Origin of the sequence: Occallatibacter sp. (assembly GCF_049510455.1) — a bacterium.
Lineage (GTDB): Bacteria > Acidobacteriota > Terriglobia > Terriglobales > Acidobacteriaceae > Telmatobacter.
Map to the genome: position 1 here is coordinate 1 of NZ_JBEKYX010000012.1, position 18,531 is coordinate 18,531.

At 59.3% G+C, this 18,531-nt stretch carries 12 protein-coding genes; 10 read left to right on the forward strand and 2 right to left on the reverse strand.

Annotated features, from left to right (window positions below):
- On the forward strand, positions 1-372 hold a 372-nt coding region (locus ABSG47_RS03715; protein WP_424166549.1), incomplete at its 5' end, for a DALR anticodon-binding domain-containing protein.
- Positions 373-833: 461 nt separating this feature from the next.
- Here the strand turns inward: ABSG47_RS03715 and ABSG47_RS03720 are convergent.
- On the reverse strand, positions 834-1,859 hold the full coding sequence (locus tag ABSG47_RS03720) for an alpha/beta fold hydrolase (RefSeq protein WP_424166551.1): 1,026 nt from the start codon (positions 1,857-1,859) through the stop codon (positions 834-836).
- A gap of 18 nt (positions 1,860-1,877) precedes the next feature.
- The gene (locus ABSG47_RS03725) at positions 1,878-2,558 is read right to left on the reverse strand and encodes a ribonuclease T2 family protein (protein WP_424166553.1); all 681 of its coding nucleotides are present in this window, start codon (positions 2,556-2,558) and stop codon (positions 1,878-1,880) included.
- 119 nt (positions 2,559-2,677) lie between these two features.
- Between ABSG47_RS03725 and ABSG47_RS03730 the strand changes: the two genes are divergently transcribed.
- The 9 genes from ABSG47_RS03730 to ABSG47_RS03770 all read left to right on the forward strand — a co-directional run bounded on the left by ABSG47_RS03730 (position 2,678) and on the right by ABSG47_RS03770 (position 18,530).
- On the forward strand, positions 2,678-3,292 hold the full coding sequence (locus tag ABSG47_RS03730; RefSeq protein WP_424166555.1) for a hypothetical protein: 615 nt from the start codon (positions 2,678-2,680) through the stop codon (positions 3,290-3,292).
- A gap of 13 nt (positions 3,293-3,305) precedes the next feature.
- Complete coding sequence (locus ABSG47_RS03735) at positions 3,306-5,918, forward strand: hypothetical protein (protein WP_424166557.1); 2,613 nt, start codon at positions 3,306-3,308, stop codon at positions 5,916-5,918.
- 34 nt (positions 5,919-5,952) lie between these two features.
- Positions 5,953-6,681 carry an LPS export ABC transporter ATP-binding protein gene (lptB, locus tag ABSG47_RS03740; RefSeq protein ID WP_424166559.1) on the forward strand — a complete coding sequence of 243 codons (729 nt, stop codon included), beginning with the start codon at positions 5,953-5,955 and terminating at the stop codon, positions 6,679-6,681.
- 193 nt (positions 6,682-6,874) lie between these two features.
- Positions 6,875-8,524, forward strand: coding sequence for an RNA polymerase factor sigma-54 (locus ABSG47_RS03745; RefSeq protein ID WP_424166562.1), 1,650 nt, complete (start codon positions 6,875-6,877; stop codon positions 8,522-8,524).
- A 105-nt stretch (positions 8,525-8,629) separates the two neighbouring features.
- Positions 8,630-9,274, forward strand: coding sequence for an HPF/RaiA family ribosome-associated protein (locus tag ABSG47_RS03750; RefSeq protein ID WP_424166564.1), 645 nt, complete (start codon positions 8,630-8,632; stop codon positions 9,272-9,274).
- Between the two features lie 181 nt (positions 9,275-9,455).
- Complete coding sequence (gene rapZ / locus ABSG47_RS03755; protein ID WP_424166566.1) at positions 9,456-10,361, forward strand: RNase adapter RapZ; 906 nt, start codon at positions 9,456-9,458, stop codon at positions 10,359-10,361.
- Positions 10,362-10,615: 254 nt separating this feature from the next.
- Positions 10,616-12,037: an efflux RND transporter periplasmic adaptor subunit gene (locus tag ABSG47_RS03760; RefSeq protein ID WP_424166568.1), complete on the forward strand. Its 1,422-nt coding sequence runs from the start codon at positions 10,616-10,618 to the stop codon at positions 12,035-12,037.
- Entirely contained in the window at positions 12,034-15,399 is a 3,366-nt protein-coding gene (locus tag ABSG47_RS03765) for an efflux RND transporter permease subunit (protein ID WP_424166571.1), read from the forward strand. The genes ABSG47_RS03760 and ABSG47_RS03765 overlap by 4 nt, the downstream gene beginning before the upstream one ends.
- Entirely contained in the window at positions 15,396-18,530 is a 3,135-nt protein-coding gene (locus tag ABSG47_RS03770) for an efflux RND transporter permease subunit (RefSeq protein WP_424166573.1), read from the forward strand. The genes ABSG47_RS03765 and ABSG47_RS03770 overlap by 4 nt, the downstream gene beginning before the upstream one ends.
- Position 18,531: the final 1 nt, after the last annotated feature.

Consider the following 18,531-nt stretch of genomic DNA (forward strand, 5'->3'; position numbering starts at 1 on the left):
GTGCGCGGCGGCGAGGATTTTGCGGCGGTGTCGGCGGCGTTCAAACGCATCAAGAACATTCTGCGGCAAGCCGAAGAGAAGAAGTTTGAGATTGGCGCGGTGGATGGAACGAAGCTTGCGCCCGAAGCGCAGAAGCTGGCTGCGGATGCGGAGGCGCTGAAGCCCAAGGTGGCCAAGCTGCGCGAGGATCGGGCGTATTCCGAAGCGCTCAGCCAGATTGCCACGCTGCGGCCTGCCGTAGATGCTTTCTTTGACAAAGTGATGGTGCTCGATAACGACCCCGCAGTAAGAGGCGCGAATCTCGGACTGATTGCGAGTGTGCTGGAAGGCTTCTCCGGCATCGCTGATTTCAGTGAGATCGTAACGGCATAACGCGCGCGAACTGCCTGACAGAAACGGCCTATCCTTCGCAGTCACTATTATGCAGAGGATACAGCCGTGAATCATTTCATTGTCAGTTTCGGAGATACCGAGCTTACGGATGAACAGTCAGCTCGTGTCAAATCGGCGCTTGAGATGGCAGCAAAGAAAGAGTACGAGTCAATTTCAGCCACCCCAGACGCATTTCCCATCACTCAGTTGCCAACCGGCCCGGGTCCGGTAAGCCACCCTGGCCGTGGCCCGAGCAATCCCGGAGGCCCCGGCAAGACTAGCCCAAGCAAACCGGGCAAACCGGGCACAGGTCCTATAGGAACAGGGAACCCGATTGGAAAACATCAATTCCCAATCGTAAAGCCCGTTTTCTATGACTCCTCTACCAAAACCTGGAAAGCCGCATAGCATGCCGAAGCTCGCTGGCCGGGATTTATACCCGGCCAGCGAGTTTCAGTTGGTCACTTGCCGTCAAGGAAGTTGCGGATGGCCGGGAAGAGAGCTGCGGCTTCGCAGCCGGGAGCAAGGTGTCCGCAATCCGACTGCAACACGATAGTCTTCGCATGGATGAGCTTCGCGAAGTCGAGCGCCGGTTTGGGATTGACCATGTGGTCCTGCGCGGCGTTGATGATGAGCACCTTCGCCTTGACTTTCTTTGCGGCGTCTTCAAGCGAGCCGCCGTGGCCGATGTCATGGGCACTGATCGCGACGAGTCCCGAGAGCCAGTCGTTGGCGTCAACGGGCAAAATGCCTTTGGCGTAGGCCTTCGGATATTCGGCGAGAAACTTCTGCGGCGGCTCTTCCGCTGCAAAGTGCGCGGGAGTGGTGAGATGCAGCAGGTGAATCGCCTGAACCACAGGCACAGGCGGTGATTTTTCGTAGCGGCCCTGGTGAAATTCAGGATCGGAACGAAGGGCATCTTCCTCGGTGCGCATCAGCAACAGATCGTAGCCAGTCGGACGAGGACTGCCAACGATGGGGATGGCGACGTCCATCATCGCGGGGTAATCGACGAGCCACTCGAAGGTCTGGATGCCGCCCATGGAGATTCCCATGACAGCGTGCAGATGCTTGATACCGAGGGTTTCGGTGACCAGGCGGTGCTGTGTGCTGACCATGTCCTGAATGGTGTAAGCGGGGAAGTCGGGGCCGTGCTGCGGTGCGGGTGCACTGGAGGGCGATGAGGAGACGCCATCGCCGAGCGCATCGATGCCGACGATGAAGTATTTGCCGGGATCGACGAGCTTGTCCGCGCCGACCGAGCCGGCGAGGTTGGCGCTCGTTCCGGAAAACCATGTAGTGAGGAGGACAGCGTTCGAGCGGTCGGCGTTGAGCGCGCCCCAGGTGCGGTAACCGATGCGGCAGTGCTGAATCTCCGCGCCCGAGGTGAGCTTGCATGTGCCGAGTTCGGCGAACTTCTGCTGGCCGCGAGCAACGTGGGCGAGGGGAACAGTCAGGACGGCGAGCGCGAGGACGGCGAGCTTCATCCGTGCCAGTGTAATGCTTCAGCGCGGCGGAGCGATGCGGACGGAGTTCGCGCGGCAGGAACGGACTGCAGGGCAGGCGATGGGATGAAGAGATTTGTTGAGGCAGATTGCAACAGCGGTGAGGTAGTTATGGCCGCAACTGATGGCGATGGATTCGCGCGAGAGGCCGGGAGTGGCTTGCGTGAAGAGTGCGGCGATCTGCTCGGGCGAAAGCGAAGTCTGAGAGCTGAGATTGGTGAGCTGCGAGGGGATCTTTACGGATTGATAAGCACTCCGGGCTGCGGAGAAGAAATCATTGGCTGACAAGCCGGAACAGGTGCCGTGCGTGCGCCACTCATGTTCAAGCAGGCCGGGCTCGGGGTAGATGTCGCTGAACCGCGAAGCGTCTGGGCCGGTTTGGGAGCCTGGCCCATTGCCGCAGTTTTGCGGATAGCTGCCGTCCTTGTTCTGCGGCCACAGGCCGTGAAGGACAAAGGTGGAATGGCTGGCGCACTCGGCAGCTTCGGGATGCGAGTGGCAGTATTCGGGCGACCACGAGAGATTGAGTAAATAAAAGTCGAAGCCGGTAGCTGCGGCGAGGCGAGGATTCGGACGTATCGGCGGGTCGATCGCTGTGCCGGGTCCCGATGCGTCAGGCGCATGGGATTTGCACGCCGCGAGCGTGAGCAGAAGCGTAATGGAGAGCAGTTTCAGCTTCATGCGCGCAGCATAGCATGCTGGCACCAAAAAATTCGCACGAATGAAGAGCCTATTGAGAAGGGTTTGTGCGCCGCGGGCGCAGTCCGCCGTGCGCGTAGCACCGTCTAAAATAGAGAAACATGGCAGACGCGCTTTATCTGAGTTTGTGGTATCCGAATCTGCGGCTTGCATCGCTTCCTGACAAGCTTGCCGCAGTGCTGGGGGCTTTTGCCGCGCATGACGGTGAGGCAAAGGTGTATGCGGTAACCGTTTGGCCGGTGAGCTGGCATGAGGCTCCGGTCTTTCAGCGCGTGTACGGGCGCGCTGGAGATGGCGGACCAGAAATCCGGGACGCCGTGCAGGAAGGCCTGGAGCTGATGCACGACGATTACGCTTACGAGTTCCAGATTGGATGGAGTTTATGGGAGCCGGAAGAGGCGGCGGATTTCGATCGGAAGTGGGCGCGCGTGCCGCGGCTGGTGCGAGTGACGGCCTTTGGGCCTCTGTTTGATGAGGCGACCTACGAGCAGGAGGGGCATATCCGCATCGACTTTGGGCCGGACGCGCCGTTTCTGGAAGAAGAGGCGGCTCTGAACGAGCAAGCGGCCGGGTATTTGGCGCAGAACATCCGTCAGCTTGTGGATTTAACAGCGGCGATGGAAAAGGCGAGCGGCGCGACCGCGCGGCTGCTATGGAGCGAGCTGGGCGAGAGTCTTGCCACGCGGCTTGCGGCGCGATTGGGGCAAGGGAACTGAGCCTGTGCGATTGATGCCATTTCGATTGACAATAGAACGGCTGCGGACGCTGGTGCTCGTGGCAGGGGTGCTGCTGCTTGTGGCGCTGATTGCATCGCTGGCTGTGTCGCGATGGAAGAGCAAGTTCATTATCAATGAGATCCCGAAGAAGCTGGGCGTGGACATTCAGCAGGAAGCCAATGGCGTGACGTACACGCAGGCGGACCATCGCGGCCACACCCTGTTCAAGATTCATGCGGACAAGGTGACGCAGCTCAAAGCGGAAAGCAAAGAAGGTGGCAAGGCGCTGCTGCATGATGCGGTGATTGAGCTGTACGGCGAGGATGGAAGCCGCGTGGACAGGATTTCAGGCGGCGAGTTTGAGTACGACCAGAAGGCCGGCGTGGCAATGGCTGCGGGGCCGGTGGAGATCACAGTCATGAAGCCGGGAGTGGCTCCGGCAGTGGCTCCCAAAGCGAATGCGGATGCGGCCGGCAAAGGAACGGCGCTGGGCAATGCGGCGCAGACGGCTTCTTCGGGCCAGATTGAGATCAAGACGAGCGGGCTGACCTTTGACCAGAAGAGCGGCACGGCAACGACGGAAAAGCCTGTGCAGTTTGAGCTGGCGCAGGGCAATGGGAACGCGGTGGGGGCGCTGTTCGACTCCAACAGTGGGCACGTGGTGCTGGACCATGATGTGGTGATGACGGTGCTGCGCGGCAAGGAGGATGTGAAGATTCACGCGCGTCATGCGGAGTTTGAGCGTGGCTCTCTGATCGGGACAATGGTGAATGCGCAGGCGGATTATCGCGGCGGTCACGCAACGGCGGGCGACGCGAAGATGCTTTTTCGGCAGGATGGCTCTGCGGTGCGGCTGGATGCGCACAACGGATTCACGATGACGTCGGCGAGCGGGACGCATGTGGCCGCGCCGCAGGGATGGCTGGAGTTTGACGAGAAGAACCATCCGCGGCATGGACACATGGAAGGCGGCGTGACACTGGACTCGGTGACCGGCGGACGGCAGTCGCATGGAAGCGCGCCGGTGGCCGAACTGGAGTTTTCTGACCTGGGAGATTTGCGGCACGCGCACATGGAGCGCGGCGTGAATATGCACAGCGAAGAAGACGCCGCGGGAGCGCATATCAGCCGCGATTGGCGATCTCCAGTGGCGGATATGGCGTTTCGTGCCGGTGCAAAGGGGAAGACGGAGCTTGCGAGCGTCTTTGGGCGGGATGGCGTAGTGATGACCGGGCAAACGCGCCGCGGCGACGGCGGGATGACGCCTTCCAAGATGAGCGCGGACCAGGTGACGGCGTTATTTGCTCCGGACCAGCAGCTCAAGCATGTGACAGGCATAGGACACGCGAACGTGGAGCAGACGACGGCGACGGGAACCGAGCAGGCCACGACGGGCGACAGGCTGGAAGCTGAGATGGCGCAGGGAGCGAAGTCTACGGAAAAGCCTGCCCAGGCCCAGGGCACAGCATTGTCCAGCGGGCAGATTGAGTCGGCGACTGTGGATGGGCACGTGGTGTTGACGCAGCAGGCAGCGGCGAAGTCCGGTGAGCAGCCGCCGCCTCTGCTGCGGGCAACAGGGGCTCATGCGGTCTTTGACGGAGGATGGCTGCATCTGACCGGGAGTCCGCGCGTGGTAAACGGCGGCATGGAGATGACAGCGGACAAGATTGATGTGGCGCAAGGAGCGGGAAATGCCGCAGGAGCATCCGGCAAAACGCAACAGCCTGCAAATGCCGGCAGCGATGCCTTTGCGTATGGAAACGTGAAGGCGACGTGGTTGAATGACGGACGAAATACGAATGCGTCGGGGAATGCTTCAAATGGAGCGTCCGGCGGGGCCTCTGGCGGGACGGTCGGGCTGGGCGGACAGACGCCGGCGCATGTGATTGCAGCCGAGGCGGAGTTCCGGCAGGCCACCGGCGAGGCGACCTTCCGGGGTCAGGCGCGGTTGTGGCAGGATGCGAATTCCGTGGCTGCGCCTGTGATTGTGCTGGACAGGAATAAGCGGACGCTCGCGGCGCATGGAGCGGGAGCGGCAGATCCGGTGAAGCTGGTGCTGCTGAGCGCGGGTGCGACGCCCGTTGCCGGGTCCGGTGCTGCGCCCGGTACGAAAAGCGATTCAGGAAAGCAGTCAAGTGATGGCAAGCAGAGTGCGCCGTCCGTGATTCGGGTGCGTGGCGAGGATCTGCTGTATTCGGATACGACGCGGAAGGCTGTCTTGCATGCCGTGCCAGGTGGAACAGTCACGGCGGAGACTGGAACAGCCACTTCGAATTCGGATGTGGTGGAGCTGACGCTTCTGCCGGCGGGAACAGGCGCGGGTAAGGATGCGAGCGGGACTGCAAAGGGAAGCACGTCTCAGGTGGACAAGATGACCGCGCGAGGCAATGTGGCGCTGACTTCACTGGACCGGCAAGGCACGGGCGAGCAGTTGGTTTACACCGGGCAGACGGGGCAGTATGTGCTTACTGGGACCAGGGCGAAGCCACCGCAGATGAGCGACCCGGCGCAGGGAACCGTGACGGGCAACGCTTTGATTTTCAATAGCCGCGATGATAGCGTCAGTATCGAAGGCGCGGGGAACAAGACGGCAACAACCACACACACGCCTGCGAAAACCAAGTAAGACGCGGCGGGAAGCAAGTAGAGAAGCGAGCTGGATGGAGACACTGAGCGCCGAAGGACTCGGCAAAACGTACAAGGGGCGGCAGGTGGTGCGGGGCGTGGATGTGCGCGTCTCGCGCGGCGAGGTCGTTGGATTGCTGGGACCAAACGGCGCGGGCAAGACTACCAGCTTCTACATGATTGTGGGGCTGGTCGAGCCGGAGACGGGCCGCGTAATGGTGGATGGCGAAGAGATTACGCGGGTTCCCATGTATCTGAGGGCGCGGAATTTCGGCATCAGCTATCTGCCGCAGGAGCCGAGCGTCTTTCGCAAGCTGACGGTGGAGGAGAACATCCTGGCCGTGCTGGAGGCGCAGCCGCTGAGCAACAAAGAGCGGCGGACGCGGACCGATAAGTTGATTCAGCAGTTGAACCTGGGGCACATTCGCGGAACCAAGGGCTACGCCCTTTCAGGCGGCGAGCGGCGTAGAGTGGAGATTGCTCGATCCCTGTGCATTCAGCCGAACTTTATTCTGCTGGATGAGCCATTTAGCGGAATTGACCCGATTGCGGTTTCGGATTTGCAGCGGATTATCTTCGATCTGAAGGCGAGCGGCATCGGAATTTTGATTACCGATCACAATGTGCGGGAGACTCTGAGCGTGACAGATCGCGCATACATTATTGCCGAGGGTAAAATCTTTCGGGCCGGTACTCCGCGGGAATTAGGTAACGATGTGGAGGTTCGGCGGGTCTATCTAGGTGAGGGGTTTTCGCTGGATTAGGATTGTGCATCTTTTGAGGGATTTGAATGGTTTCGAGGGGCTGAAAAGGTTGGTTCCTGGAACATTCTGAAACATTTCTCATACAGCATGATTCATTTTGGAACATTCACATTTGTTCCCCATCTTTTTCGCTTTCTCAAGGTTTCTTACCGGCTAAACTTCTTATATTCCAACCGGGAATCGAGCGGTCCTGATGGCTCTGTTGCAGCCGAAACTGAATTTGAGGGTCTCTCAGCGGCAGGTGTTGACGCCGGGGCTGATGCAAATGGTCAGCGTCCTTGCACTCAACAAGCTTGAGCTGAAGGAGATGATCGATGCGGAGCTGGTGGAGAATCCGGTATTAGAAGAAATTGACGAGACGGTTCCGATGCTGGACCAGGTAGCGAGCCGCGAAGAGACGTTGGGGCTCTCCGCGGAACGCGTGGCGGAGGAGATCACCAAGCCGAAAGATCCTTTTGAGGAGGTCGATTTCGGTTCGTACTTCCAGGAGTATCTCGATCCGGGATACAAGACGCAACCGGAGTATGAAGACGGCGAGAAGCCATCCTTTGAGAATTTTCTATCGCAGCCGACGACGCTGACCGATCACCTGTCGTGGCAGCTTGGCGCGCTTTCGCTGGATATAGAGCTATCCACTGCGGCAGAGTTCATCGTCGGAAATCTGGACGAGAACGGATACCTTGCGGCGGGCGACGAAGAGCTTGCGGCGAGCTTTGCCGGCATCGATCCGACGGTGGCTGTCAATGGCGCGGCGGAGGAGTACGCGTCGGCGCTTCAATTGATAAAAAAAGCGATCAAGCTGGTGCAGCATCTCGATCCGGCGGGAGTGGGCGCGCGCGACCTGCGCGAGTGCCTGCTGGTTCAGGTTGCGGCGCAGCAGGGAGAGCTGGCACAACTTTACGCGAAGCGAAGCCAGGTGGAAGTTGAGCCGGAGGCTGAGGAAAAGGAAGAAGAAGACTACGCAGACCTGATCGATGCGAATCCGCATGGGAGCTTTCGCGTTGAGGCCGAGGCAAAGCTCGAAGAGCGTCGCCGCGCGATGGATGTGGCCGGGCAGATTGTGGACAAGCATCTGGCTCTGCTTCAGAAGCGCGATGTGAAGGACCTGGCGCGGGCAGTGCAGGCTACGGTGGAGGAGGCGCATGCGGCGGTGGAGTTCATCCGCACGCTCGATCCAAGGCCTGGCCGGTTGTATAACCGCGAGCAGACGCGGCTGATTGAGCCCGATGTGGTGTTTGTAAAGCGCGGCGGTGAGTGGGTTGTCAGCATGAATGAGGAAGACCTGCCGAGCCTGCGCCTGAGCCGGCGTTACCGCCAGATGCTTGCCTCCACTGGCACCGAGCGCGAAGTTAAGGAGTATGTGAAAGAGCGTTTCCGGTCGGCGATGCAGTTGATGCGGAATATCGCGCAGCGCAAGAGCACCATTCTGCGCACATGCGAGGTAATCGTCCGCCGGCAGCAGGAGTTTCTGGACAAGGGGATTGAGGCTCTGCGGCCCATGATGATCAAGGAAGTGGCGGAAGAGATCGGCGTGCATCCTTCCACGGTGAGCCGCGCCGTGGCGAACAAGTATGCGCACACGCCGCAGGGCGTGCTGGAGCTGAGGTTCTTTTTCTCTGAGGGTTCGAATGGACCGGAGGGCGCCGATACGCCGCTGGTGGTGTTGAAGCGGAAGGTTCGGAAGCTGATTGAAGAGGAAGACGCGAAGAAGCCGTTGACCGACGACCAGCTTGCCGCGTTGCTGCAGGCGGGAGGGATTCAACTGACGCGGCGCACAGTGGCAAAGTACCGCGAGGAAATGAATATACCGTCCACGCATCAGAGGAGACGGCGAGATGCCTGACGTGTTTGCCGTCACGGTCCATTCATTTCCGCAATGCTGTAGAATCCTTAGATTCACTCCCTGCTCAAGGCAGGGAAAAAGAATTGCTCTAAGCGGAGGCTGACCATGGATGTGGAGTTAACCGCGAGGCAGGTACGTATCTCCAAGGCGCTGCGCGAGCAGGCCGAGGTGGGCATGGAGCGCATAGCGCGCCTCATGGGCAGGACGACAAGCGCATCGGTAACCTTTCGTGTGGAGCGGCATCTGCAGATTGCGGAGCTGACGGTTTCCGCGCGGCATCACACGATTGCCGCAACAGGACAGGCCGCGACGCAGGAGGCAGCGCTCAAGCATGCGCTGGCTCATGCCGAGCACCAGGCATTGCGTCACCGCGACAAGCGCCTGACGGGCAAGCGGCTTCCGAAGGACGAAAAGCTGTTAACGGCGCCTCCGGTGGCGCGCACCAAGACGCGTCCGCCAGAGCCGGAGCTTTCAGCGGAAACTCTGGAAAACGGGCTGCCTGCAAAGTCTGCGGCCAAGCCGCGGGCCTCGATTCTGGCGCATTCCTTTCCCGCCAAGCCCACAGTAGTAGAACCTCACATCGTGAAGAGCAGTGAAGCGATTGCCCTGCGGCCCATGTCGCTGGAGGAAGCAGTGAAGGAAGCGGAGTTCCGCGACCGCGAACTGCTGATCTTTCATGATCCGGCCGGGAAGCTGTTTGTGCTGCACAGGCGACGGGATGGGCAGATGGGGTTGGTGGAGATTCCTTAAAGGCGGGGAACAGGGATCAGGGAACAGGGAACAGAAAAGCAAAGGCAACAGCCGCCGAGGTTGAAGAAGCGGTCTCAGTGGTTGTTGCCGTCTTCACATTGGCGGTATCTTTGGGTATGACTCAACCTGGCGGGCGGGCTTTCTGTTCCCTGATCCCTGCTCCCTCGTCTACCATGAGCGCATGGCGAGCGTGAATAATGCCGTAGGAACAGGCGAACGCGTGAAGAAAGAGCCGGGCAAGGAGCTGGTGATAGTTACCGGCATCTCCGGGGCTGGGAAAGCCACGGCGCTAAAGGCCTTTGAAGACCTGGGATTTCATGCCGTGGATAACCTGCCGCTGGAACTGCTGGTGGAGTTTGCGCGGCTGGTGGAGAAATCCGATGAGATTGAACAGGCAGCGATCATCGTGGACATCCGCGAAGGGACGACGCTGGACCAGTTACCGGAGATTCTCAAGAGCGTAAAGATGGTGCTGCCGACGCGCGTAGTGTTTCTGGACGCGAAGGATGAGGTGCTGGTGCGGCGCTACTCGGAGACACGCAGGCCGCATCCTTTGAGGAAGCAGGATACGGTTTCGCGCTCGATCGTGGAAGAGCGCCAGCTTCTGGACCCGATCCGCAATGTGACGGACACGCTGATCGATACTTCCAGCTTTAATGTGCATGAGCTGCGAGCGCACATCCAGGCCCGGTTCGGCCGCGACGAGCAGGTAAATCATCTGCTGGTTTCATGTCTGAGCTTCGGCTTCAAGAACGGCGTCCCGCTGGACGCGGATATGGTCTTCGACGTCCGCTTTCTGCCGAATCCGCATTTTGTGCCGGAGTTTCGCAAGCTCACGGGCCAGGACCCAAGGGTGGCGGCGTATGTGCGCGGCTTTCCGCAGACGGAGGAGTTTCTGGAGCGCGTGACAGGGCTGATGCTGTACCTGTTGCCGCATTACGTGGCCGAGGGAAAGAGCTATCTGACGATTGCTTTTGGCTGCACGGGCGGAATGCACCGCAGCGTTATGATGGCTGAGGAGATGGCCGCGCGGCTGAAGGTAGCCGGTTACCAGGTAAAAGCGCTTCACCGGGATATGCCGCGATGACAGGCAGGGGTGAGACTGCAACTTTTCCATTTCCACAAGCGTCTTAAAAGTGTTCACGATCCGTTGTTAAGCGCCATCTTGAGCGGTCCCGGCGAGGCACGGCGGATTTATGCGGAAGGGTTGCGCAAGGTTCACATTCGCGCTATACCCAAATGGTAAACTTAGCGATTTGGAGACTCACTGCCTGCTGCTTGTGAGAAGCAGGGGCAGCTCCGAGGAATCTACACCTTTTTGCGGATCACCATAAGAGACCAATGGACGAACAATCATCTCCTTCACACGTAACGCAAGGGGCGCCGCACGCCGAAGACGCGCCCACGCCTAAGAAGAAGCGCCGGCACCTCTGGATATGGGTCGTGGTGCTGCTTGTTTTCGCCGGCATTTTCTACTGGGTGATGCAGCACCAGCAGAAGAGCCAGTCCGCTGCGGCCGGAGGCGGACGGCGCGCCGGGATGGGCGGGCCGGTTCCGGTGACCACTGCTACGGCGCAGAAGGGCTCGATGGGGATTTATTTCGACGCCCTGGGCACCGTGACGCCGGTCTTCACCGATACGATTACCGCGCAGGTTACGGGCGTGGTAACCGTGGTGCATTACCGCGAAGGTCAGATGGTGAGTAAGGGCGATTCCTTAATCGACTTGGACGACCGGCTGTACGTTGCGGAACTGGCGCAGGCGCAGGGCACGCTGGAGCACGACAAGCAGGTGCTGGCGCAGGCCGATATGGACCTGGCTCGCTACAAGGACGCCTGGGCCAAGAACGCGATTCCGCGGCAGACGCTGGAAGACCAGGAGAAGCTGGTTCTGCAGCAGCGGGGAACCGTGCTGAACGATGAGGGCGTGGTGCAGTTTGACCAGTTGCAGGTGGAGTACTGCCACATCACGGCGCCGATTTCGGGCCGCGTGGGATTGCGGCTGGTGGATCCGGGAAACCTGGTTACGGCCAATGGAACCAACACGCTGGTGGTGATCACGCAGATCGCGCCGATTACGGTGGTCTACACGGTGGCTGAAGACAGTCTGCCGCAGGTATTTAAGCAGACAAAGAATAAGCAGGCGCTGACGGTGGAGGCAATGGACCGCTCGCTGACGGGACATCTGGCAACGGGAAAGCTTAGCTCCATGGACAACCAGATCGATACGGCAACGGGCACGCTGAAGATGCGCGCGATGTTTGATAACAAGGATGGCGCGCTGTTTCCCAATCAGTTTGTAAATACACGCATGCTGGTGCAGACGCTGCAGGATCAGGTGATTCTTCCTTCTTCCTCGATTCAGCACAACGGCAGCCAGGATTTTGTTTACCTGCTGGTAATTGCCAAGACGGGTCAGCCGGTTGACGATGTGTCGGCTTGCTCGACGGGCTCCGGTTCCGGCGGACAAAGCTCCGGTGGCTCAGGCTCCGGAGCCCCAGGCGCGAACGGCGGCGGAAAGCCGGGCGGCGGAAAGGGCGCGGCAGGACAGCAGAGTGGACCACCCCCGCCGTGCAAGGCAGTGATGCGCACGGTCAAGTCGGGCCACTCAGAGAGCGGAAATACGATTGTGACCAGTGGGCTGGAGCAGAACAATGTGGTGGCCGATTCGAGCTTTGAAAAGCTGATCGATGGTTCGCCGATTACGATCTCGAAGATTAAACTGCCAACTTCATCCGATACGAGCGAGAGCCCAACGCAATGAATCCATCCCGGCCATTCATCATGCGGCCGGTAGCGACTGCGCTGCTGATGGCCGCGATTCTACTGGTGGGTATCGTCTCATTCCTGCAGTTGCCGATCTCGGCGCTGCCGGAGGTGGACTACCCCACGATTCAGGTGCTGACGTTCTATCCCGGCGCGAGCCCGGATGTGATGGCCACGACGGTGACGGCGCCGCTGGAGCGCCAGTTTGGGCAGATGCAGGGCCTGAGCCAGATGACCTCGACCAGTGCGGGCGGGGTGTCGGTGATTGTGCTGCAGTTCAACCTCACCCTCGGCCTTGACGTGGCTGAGGAAGAAGTCCAGTCATCGATCAACGCCTCGCAGACATTCCTGCCCTCAGACCTGCCTACGCCGCCGGTCTACAACAAGACGAATCCGGCGGATGCGCCGGTGCTGACGTTGGCGATCTATTCCAACCAGTTGCCGCTCTCGACGGTTGAAGATGACGTCGATACCCGGCTGGCGCCACGCATTTCGCAGTTGAGCGGCGTGGGCCTGGTGAGCATCAGCGGCGGACAGAAGCCTGCTACCCGCATTCAGGTGAATCCGACGAAGCTCTCCGCGCATGGGCTGAATCTGGAGGACGTTCGCACGGCACTGACGGAAGCGAGCGTCAATCAGGCCAAGGGCAACTTTGATGGGCCGCGGCAGGATTACCAGATCGACTCCAACGACCAGATCACAGATGCGAAAGACTACAACAATGTTGTAATCTCCTACAGCAATGGTGCGCCTGTCCTTGTGAAGGACGTGGCAAACGTGATCAATGGCGTGGAGAATACGCGGCAGGCCGCGTGGATGAACCAGACGCCGGCGGTGGTGCTGAACATTCAGCGGCAGCCGGGCGCGAACACGATCACAGTCGTCAATCGTATCCGGCAGATTCTTCCGCAGCTTGAGGCGAATCTTCCAGCATCGATCCAGGTCGTCACAATGACGGACTTGACGACAAGCATTCAGGCATCGGTGCATGACGTCGAGTTCGAGCTGATGCTGACGATCGCGCTCGTTGTGATGGTCATCTTCCTGTTTCTCAGGAATATCTACGCAACCATCATTCCCAGCGTGGCGGTGCCGCTCTCGCTCATTGGCACCTTTGCAGTGATGTATCTGCTGGGCTACAGTCTCGACAATCTTTCGCTGATGGCGCTGACCATCTCCACTGGCTTTGTGGTGGATGACGCGATCGTGATGATCGAGAACATCTCGCGCTACCTGGAAGAAGGAATGCCGCCAATGGAGGCGGCGCTGACTGGCGCGGGGCAGATCGGATTCACGATTGTCTCACTGACGGTATCGCTGATCGCAGTGCTGATTCCGCTGCTCTTCATGGGCGATGTCGTGGGTCGGCTCTTCCGCGAGTTTGCGGTCACGCTGGCGGTGACGATCATTCTTTCGGCGGTGGTTTCGCTGACACTGACGCCGATGATGTGCGCCAGGATTCTGAAGCACGATCCAGCCCATCAGCAGACCCGTTTTTATCGCGCCTCAGAGAAGGTCTTCAATGACATGGTCGCCTTCTACGGGCGCACACTGAAGGTCGTCCTGGAGCACCAGACAATCACTTTGCTTGTCGCTGTGGCCACGCTGGTCGTGACCATTGTGCTCTACATCAGTATTCCGAAGGGCTTCTTCCCGGTGCAGGATACGGGCGTGATCCAGGGCATATCGCAGGCCATGCAGTCGATCTCGTTTGAAAACATGAGCAAGAAGCAGCAGGAAGTGTCGAGGATTATTCTCGAAGATCCGGCTGTGGAGAGCCTGTCTTCCTTCATTGGCGCGGACGGAATCAACACGACCCTGAACAGCGGACGCATTTCGATCAATCTCAAGCCGCTTGATCAGCGCAATATGAGCGCGGCGGATGTGATTCGCAGGCTGCAGACAAAGCTGTCGCAGGTGCAGGGAATTCATCTGTACATGCAGCCGGTGCAGGACATTACAGTGGACGATCGCGTGAGCCGCACCCAGTATCAGTACACGCTGGAAGATCCGGATATTGATGAGCTGAACGAATGGACGAATAAGTTTGTGACAGAGGTCAAGAAGCTGCCTGGCCTGGAAGATGTGGCGACGGACCAGCAGACCGGGGCAAAGGCAGTTTCGCTGATGATCGATCGCGTGACGGCTTCCCGGCTTGGCATTGCTCCCACAACGATTGACAACACGCTCTATGACGCCTACGGCCAGCGGCAGATCAACACGATGTACACGCAGCTGAATCAGTATCACGTCATTCTGGAGACATCGCCGGAGTGGCAGCAGAATCCGGCAAATCTTGGATCGCTGTACATTCAGTCGAGCGCGTCATCCGGTGCAAGCGGCGCGGGAGCATCCACTTCGTTCTCGTCTTCGGCATCCGCTTCGGCAGGATCGAATGCTTTGACGTCTGGGGTGAAATACACGCCTTCGTCGAACGTGCTCGGAGCTGCCGCGACTGTGCTTGCGGGAACAACGACGTCGACCGGATCGAGTGCCACCGCGGGCATTACGAGCGGCACGACGCCGAACACGACAACGTCTTCCGTGGGCGCGAACGCGATCCCGCTGAGCGCGTTTACGCATGCGAGCATTACAACCGAGGCCCTCTCAATCAATCACCAGGGACAGTTTCCTTCGGTGACGGTCTCGTTCAACCTGGCGTCGAATGAATCGCTCGGCACGGCAATCGACGAGATCGACAAGGCTGCGAAGAAGATAAATTTCCCGGCTTCGATTCAGGCGGATTTTCAGGGCACGGCAGCTTCATTCCGTAATTCGCAGGGCAATGAGGGGCTGCTGATTATCGCCGCCCTGGTAACGGTATACATTGTGCTGGGCGTGCTGTATGAGAGCTTCATTCATCCGATCACCATTCTCTCCACGCTGCCTTCCGCGGGCGTGGGCGCGCTGCTCGCGCTCATGCTGTTCAAGCAGGACCTGAGTGTGGTGGCCATTATCGGGATCATCCTGCTGATCGGCATTGTGAAGAAAAACGGCATCATGATTGTGGACTTTGCGCTTGAAAGCGAACGCGAGCATGGCAAGAGCTCCACGGACGCAATCTACGAAGCAAGTCTGCTGCGCTTTCGCCCAATCATGATGACGACGATGGCGGCGCTGCTGGGCGGTGTGCCGCTGGCCTTTGGCACGGGTCTTGGCTCGGAGCTGCGCCGGCCGCTAGGCATCGCAATGGTGGGCGGACTGCTGCTTTCGCAGGTGCTGACGCTCTATACCACTCCGGTGATTTACATCTTCTTTGACTCGCTGGGCCAGCGGCTGACGGGCCGCAGGCCGTCGCACACGGCTCCGACGAACGAGCCGCACGCAGGGGAGCAAACGGCCGGAGAGCAGCCTGCATGAGTCTGTCGTCTCCATTTATTCACCGCCCGGTGGCCACCACATTGCTGACAATCGCGGTGGCCATTGCGGGAGCAATTGCGTACACGGTGCTGCCGGTGTCGCCGCTGCCGCAGGTTGATTTTCCGACGATCAGCGTCTCGGCCAGTCTGCCCGGCGCGAGTGCGCAGATCATGGCCGCCTCCGTGGCCACGCCGCTGGAGCGGCAGTTCGGCCACATCGCCGGCATCACGGAGATGACCTCGTCCAGCTCACTGGGCAGCACAAGCGTCACGCTGCAATTCGAACTGAGCCGTAATATCGATGGAGCCGCGCGCGATGTGCAGGCGGCTATTAACGCGGCGCGGACGTATCTGCCGGCGAACCTGCCGTCAAATCCTTCTTATCGCAAGGTCAATCCGGCCGACTCGCCGATCATGATCATCGGCCTGACGTCGAAAAAATATGACATAACCAAGGTCTACGACCTGGCTTCAACCATTCTGGAGCAGAAGCTCTCACAGATTCAGGGCGTAGGTCAGGTCTTCGTCGGCGGCGGTGCCACGCCCTCGGTGCGGGTGGAACTGGACCCGATGAAGCTCCAGGGCTACGGGCTGACGCTGGCGAATGTGCAATCCATATTGAGCCTGCAGAATGCGGATACGCCGCGCGGCCAGCTTTCAGATGGGCAGACAACAGCGGACATTATTACCAACGATCAGATATCCCAGGCAGACGATTATAAGCCGCTGATTGTGGGCTATCAAAACGGCTCGGCCGTGCGGCTTTCGGATGTGGCCGATGTCGTGGATTCCACGCAGAACGTTCGCACGGCCGGTTACATGGACGGTACGCGGGCGGTCTTCATCATCATCTTCCGGCAGCCTGGCGCCAACATTATCGATACCGTCGATCGCGTGAAAGACCAGCTTCCGTTCCTGACCGCGGTGCTGCCCAAGGGCATTGATTCCACCATTGTGATGGACCGCACGCAGACCATTCGCGCTTCCGTCAACGATGTGCAGCGAACGCTTATCCTCTCGATTGTGCTGGTCGTGCTGGTGGTCTTCATATTCCTGCGCAGTTGGCGTGCCACGTTGATTCCGACCGTTGCCGTGCCGGTTTCTCTCATAGGAACATTTGCGGTGATGTATCTTTTCGGCTACAGCCTGGACAATCTCTCGCTGATGGCGCTGACCATCTCGACGGGCTTTGTGGTCGATGACGCGATTGTGGTGATGGAGAATATCACGCGTCACCTGGAAGCCGGCATGGAGCCGTTCGCTGCGGCCATGCAAGGCGCGCAGGAGATCGGGTTCACGGTCTTTTCCATCAGCATGTCGCTGATCGCGGTATTTATTCCCATCCTCATGATGGGTGGAATTGTGGGCCGGCTCTTTCGCGAGTTTGCCGTAACGCTCTCAGCGGCGATTTTGGTTTCGATGGTGATTTCGCTGACCACGACGCCGACGATGTGCGCGCACCTGCTTAGAACGCATAAAGAAGGCGAAAAGCATAACTGGTTTTACCGGACGAGCGAGAATTTCTTTGATGGAATGGTGGCGATCTATCGCCGTTCGCTGAGCTGGGCGCTGGATAATCCGGTGCTGATGCTGATTGTGCTGGGGCTGACGGTCGCACTGAACGTGGTGGTGATTGTTCGCATTCCCAAAGGCTTCTTTCCGCAGCAGGACACGGGCGCTCTTGTAGGCATGGTGCAGGGCCCGCAGGACGCATCGTTTCCGTTCATGAATTTCTCCGTGAAGCGGATCGTGAACGTCATCAAGGCCAACCCAGGCGTGGCGCACGTAAATGCGTACACGGGCGGAAATGGCGCCAGCAACGGCGGCTTCATCTATATCGCGCTCAAGCCTCTCGGCAAGGAGCGCGCCAAGTCCGCGGCAGACATCATCAATGAGATTCGCCCGCAACTGGCACGCCTGCCCGTTGCTTCGGCATTTCTACAGGCGGCACAGGATCTGCGCATCGGCGGCCGCAACAGCGCCGCGCTCTATCAGTACACCATCCAGACGGAGAGCGTGGAGGATCTGGCGCACTGGGGGCCGATCCTGTTGAACAATATGAAGAAGCTTCCGGTTCTGCAGGATGTGAACACCGACCAGCAGAACGACGGCCTGGAGGAGATGCTGACCTTTGACCGCGCGACCGCTGCACGGCTGGGACAGACCTCGCAGTCTCTCGACAACTCGCTCTACTCCGCATTTGGGCAGTCCGAGGTCTCGGTAATTTACACGGAGCTGAACCAGTATTACGTGGTAATGGAAGTTTCGCCAAAGTACTGGCAGGATCCATCGGGTCTGCACAACATTTTCGTCCAGCCTGTGAGCGGCTCCACGGGCGCCGGTGTGAACACAATGGCGCCGATTTTGAGCGTCATGACTCCGCGGACGGGAACGACGCCGCTGCAGGTGAATCACACGGGGCTCTTTCCTTCCGTGACCGTCTCGTTCAATCTGTCGAACGGCGCCTCTCTGAGCGACGCAACACGCGAGATTTCCAATATGGAGACGCGCCTGGGAATGCCCGCGACGATTCACGGGTTCTTTGCCGGCACAGCGCAGGCGTATCAGGATTCGCTGGCGACGGAAAAATATCTCATAATTACGGCGCTGCTGGCCGTTTATATTGTGCTGGGCATTTTGTATGAGAGCCTGGTGCATCCGCTGACAATCATCTCCACGCTGCCCTCTGCCAGTGTGGGCGCCATGATTGCCTTGATGCTGTTCAGCATCGATTTGAATGTGATTTCGATTATCGGAATCATTCTGCTCATCGGCATTGTGAAGAAGAATGCGATCATGATGATCGACTTTGCCCTGCAGGCCGAGCGCGGCGGCATGAATACGCATGACTCGATCTTTGAGGCCTGTATGCTGCGCTTCCGTCCAATTCTGATGACGACGATGGCAGCGATCATGGGTGCGCTTCCGCTGGCCTTTGGCACAGGTACGGGCTCAGAACTGCGGCGGCCGCTGGGCATCACGATTGTAGGTGGACTGGTACTGAGCCAGCTACTGACGCTCTATACCACGCCGGTGGTTTACCTGGAACTGGATCGGCTGCGGCTGTGGATAGCAGGAAACCGCTCGCACGCTAAGCCGTTGCCGAACGGTGCCACGGAGGCGGCATCGTGAC

Excerpts from the sequence above, each read along its gene's own strand:
- ABSG47_RS03730 (WP_424166555.1), top strand. The coding sequence starts at position 2,678 with ATGGCAGACGCGCTTTATCTGAGTTTGTGGTATCCGAATCTGCGGCTT.
- ABSG47_RS03765 (WP_424166571.1), top strand. The coding sequence starts at position 12,034 with ATGAATCCATCCCGGCCATTCATCATGCGGCCGGTAGCGACTGCGCTG.
- ABSG47_RS03745 (WP_424166562.1), top strand. The coding sequence starts at position 6,875 with ATGGCTCTGTTGCAGCCGAAACTGAATTTGAGGGTCTCTCAGCGGCAG.
- lptB (WP_424166559.1), top strand. The coding sequence starts at position 5,953 with ATGGAGACACTGAGCGCCGAAGGACTCGGCAAAACGTACAAGGGGCGG.
- ABSG47_RS03770 (WP_424166573.1), top strand. The coding sequence starts at position 15,396 with ATGAGTCTGTCGTCTCCATTTATTCACCGCCCGGTGGCCACCACATTG.
- rapZ (WP_424166566.1), top strand. The coding sequence starts at position 9,456 with ATGGCGAGCGTGAATAATGCCGTAGGAACAGGCGAACGCGTGAAGAAA.
- ABSG47_RS03735 (WP_424166557.1), top strand. The coding sequence starts at position 3,306 with ATGCCATTTCGATTGACAATAGAACGGCTGCGGACGCTGGTGCTCGTG.
- ABSG47_RS03760 (WP_424166568.1), top strand. The coding sequence starts at position 10,616 with ATGGACGAACAATCATCTCCTTCACACGTAACGCAAGGGGCGCCGCAC.
- ABSG47_RS03750 (WP_424166564.1), top strand. The coding sequence starts at position 8,630 with ATGGATGTGGAGTTAACCGCGAGGCAGGTACGTATCTCCAAGGCGCTG.
- ABSG47_RS03720 (WP_424166551.1), bottom strand. The coding sequence starts at position 1,859 with ATGAAGCTCGCCGTCCTCGCGCTCGCCGTCCTGACTGTTCCCCTCGCC.
- ABSG47_RS03725 (WP_424166553.1), bottom strand. The coding sequence starts at position 2,558 with ATGAAGCTGAAACTGCTCTCCATTACGCTTCTGCTCACGCTCGCGGCG.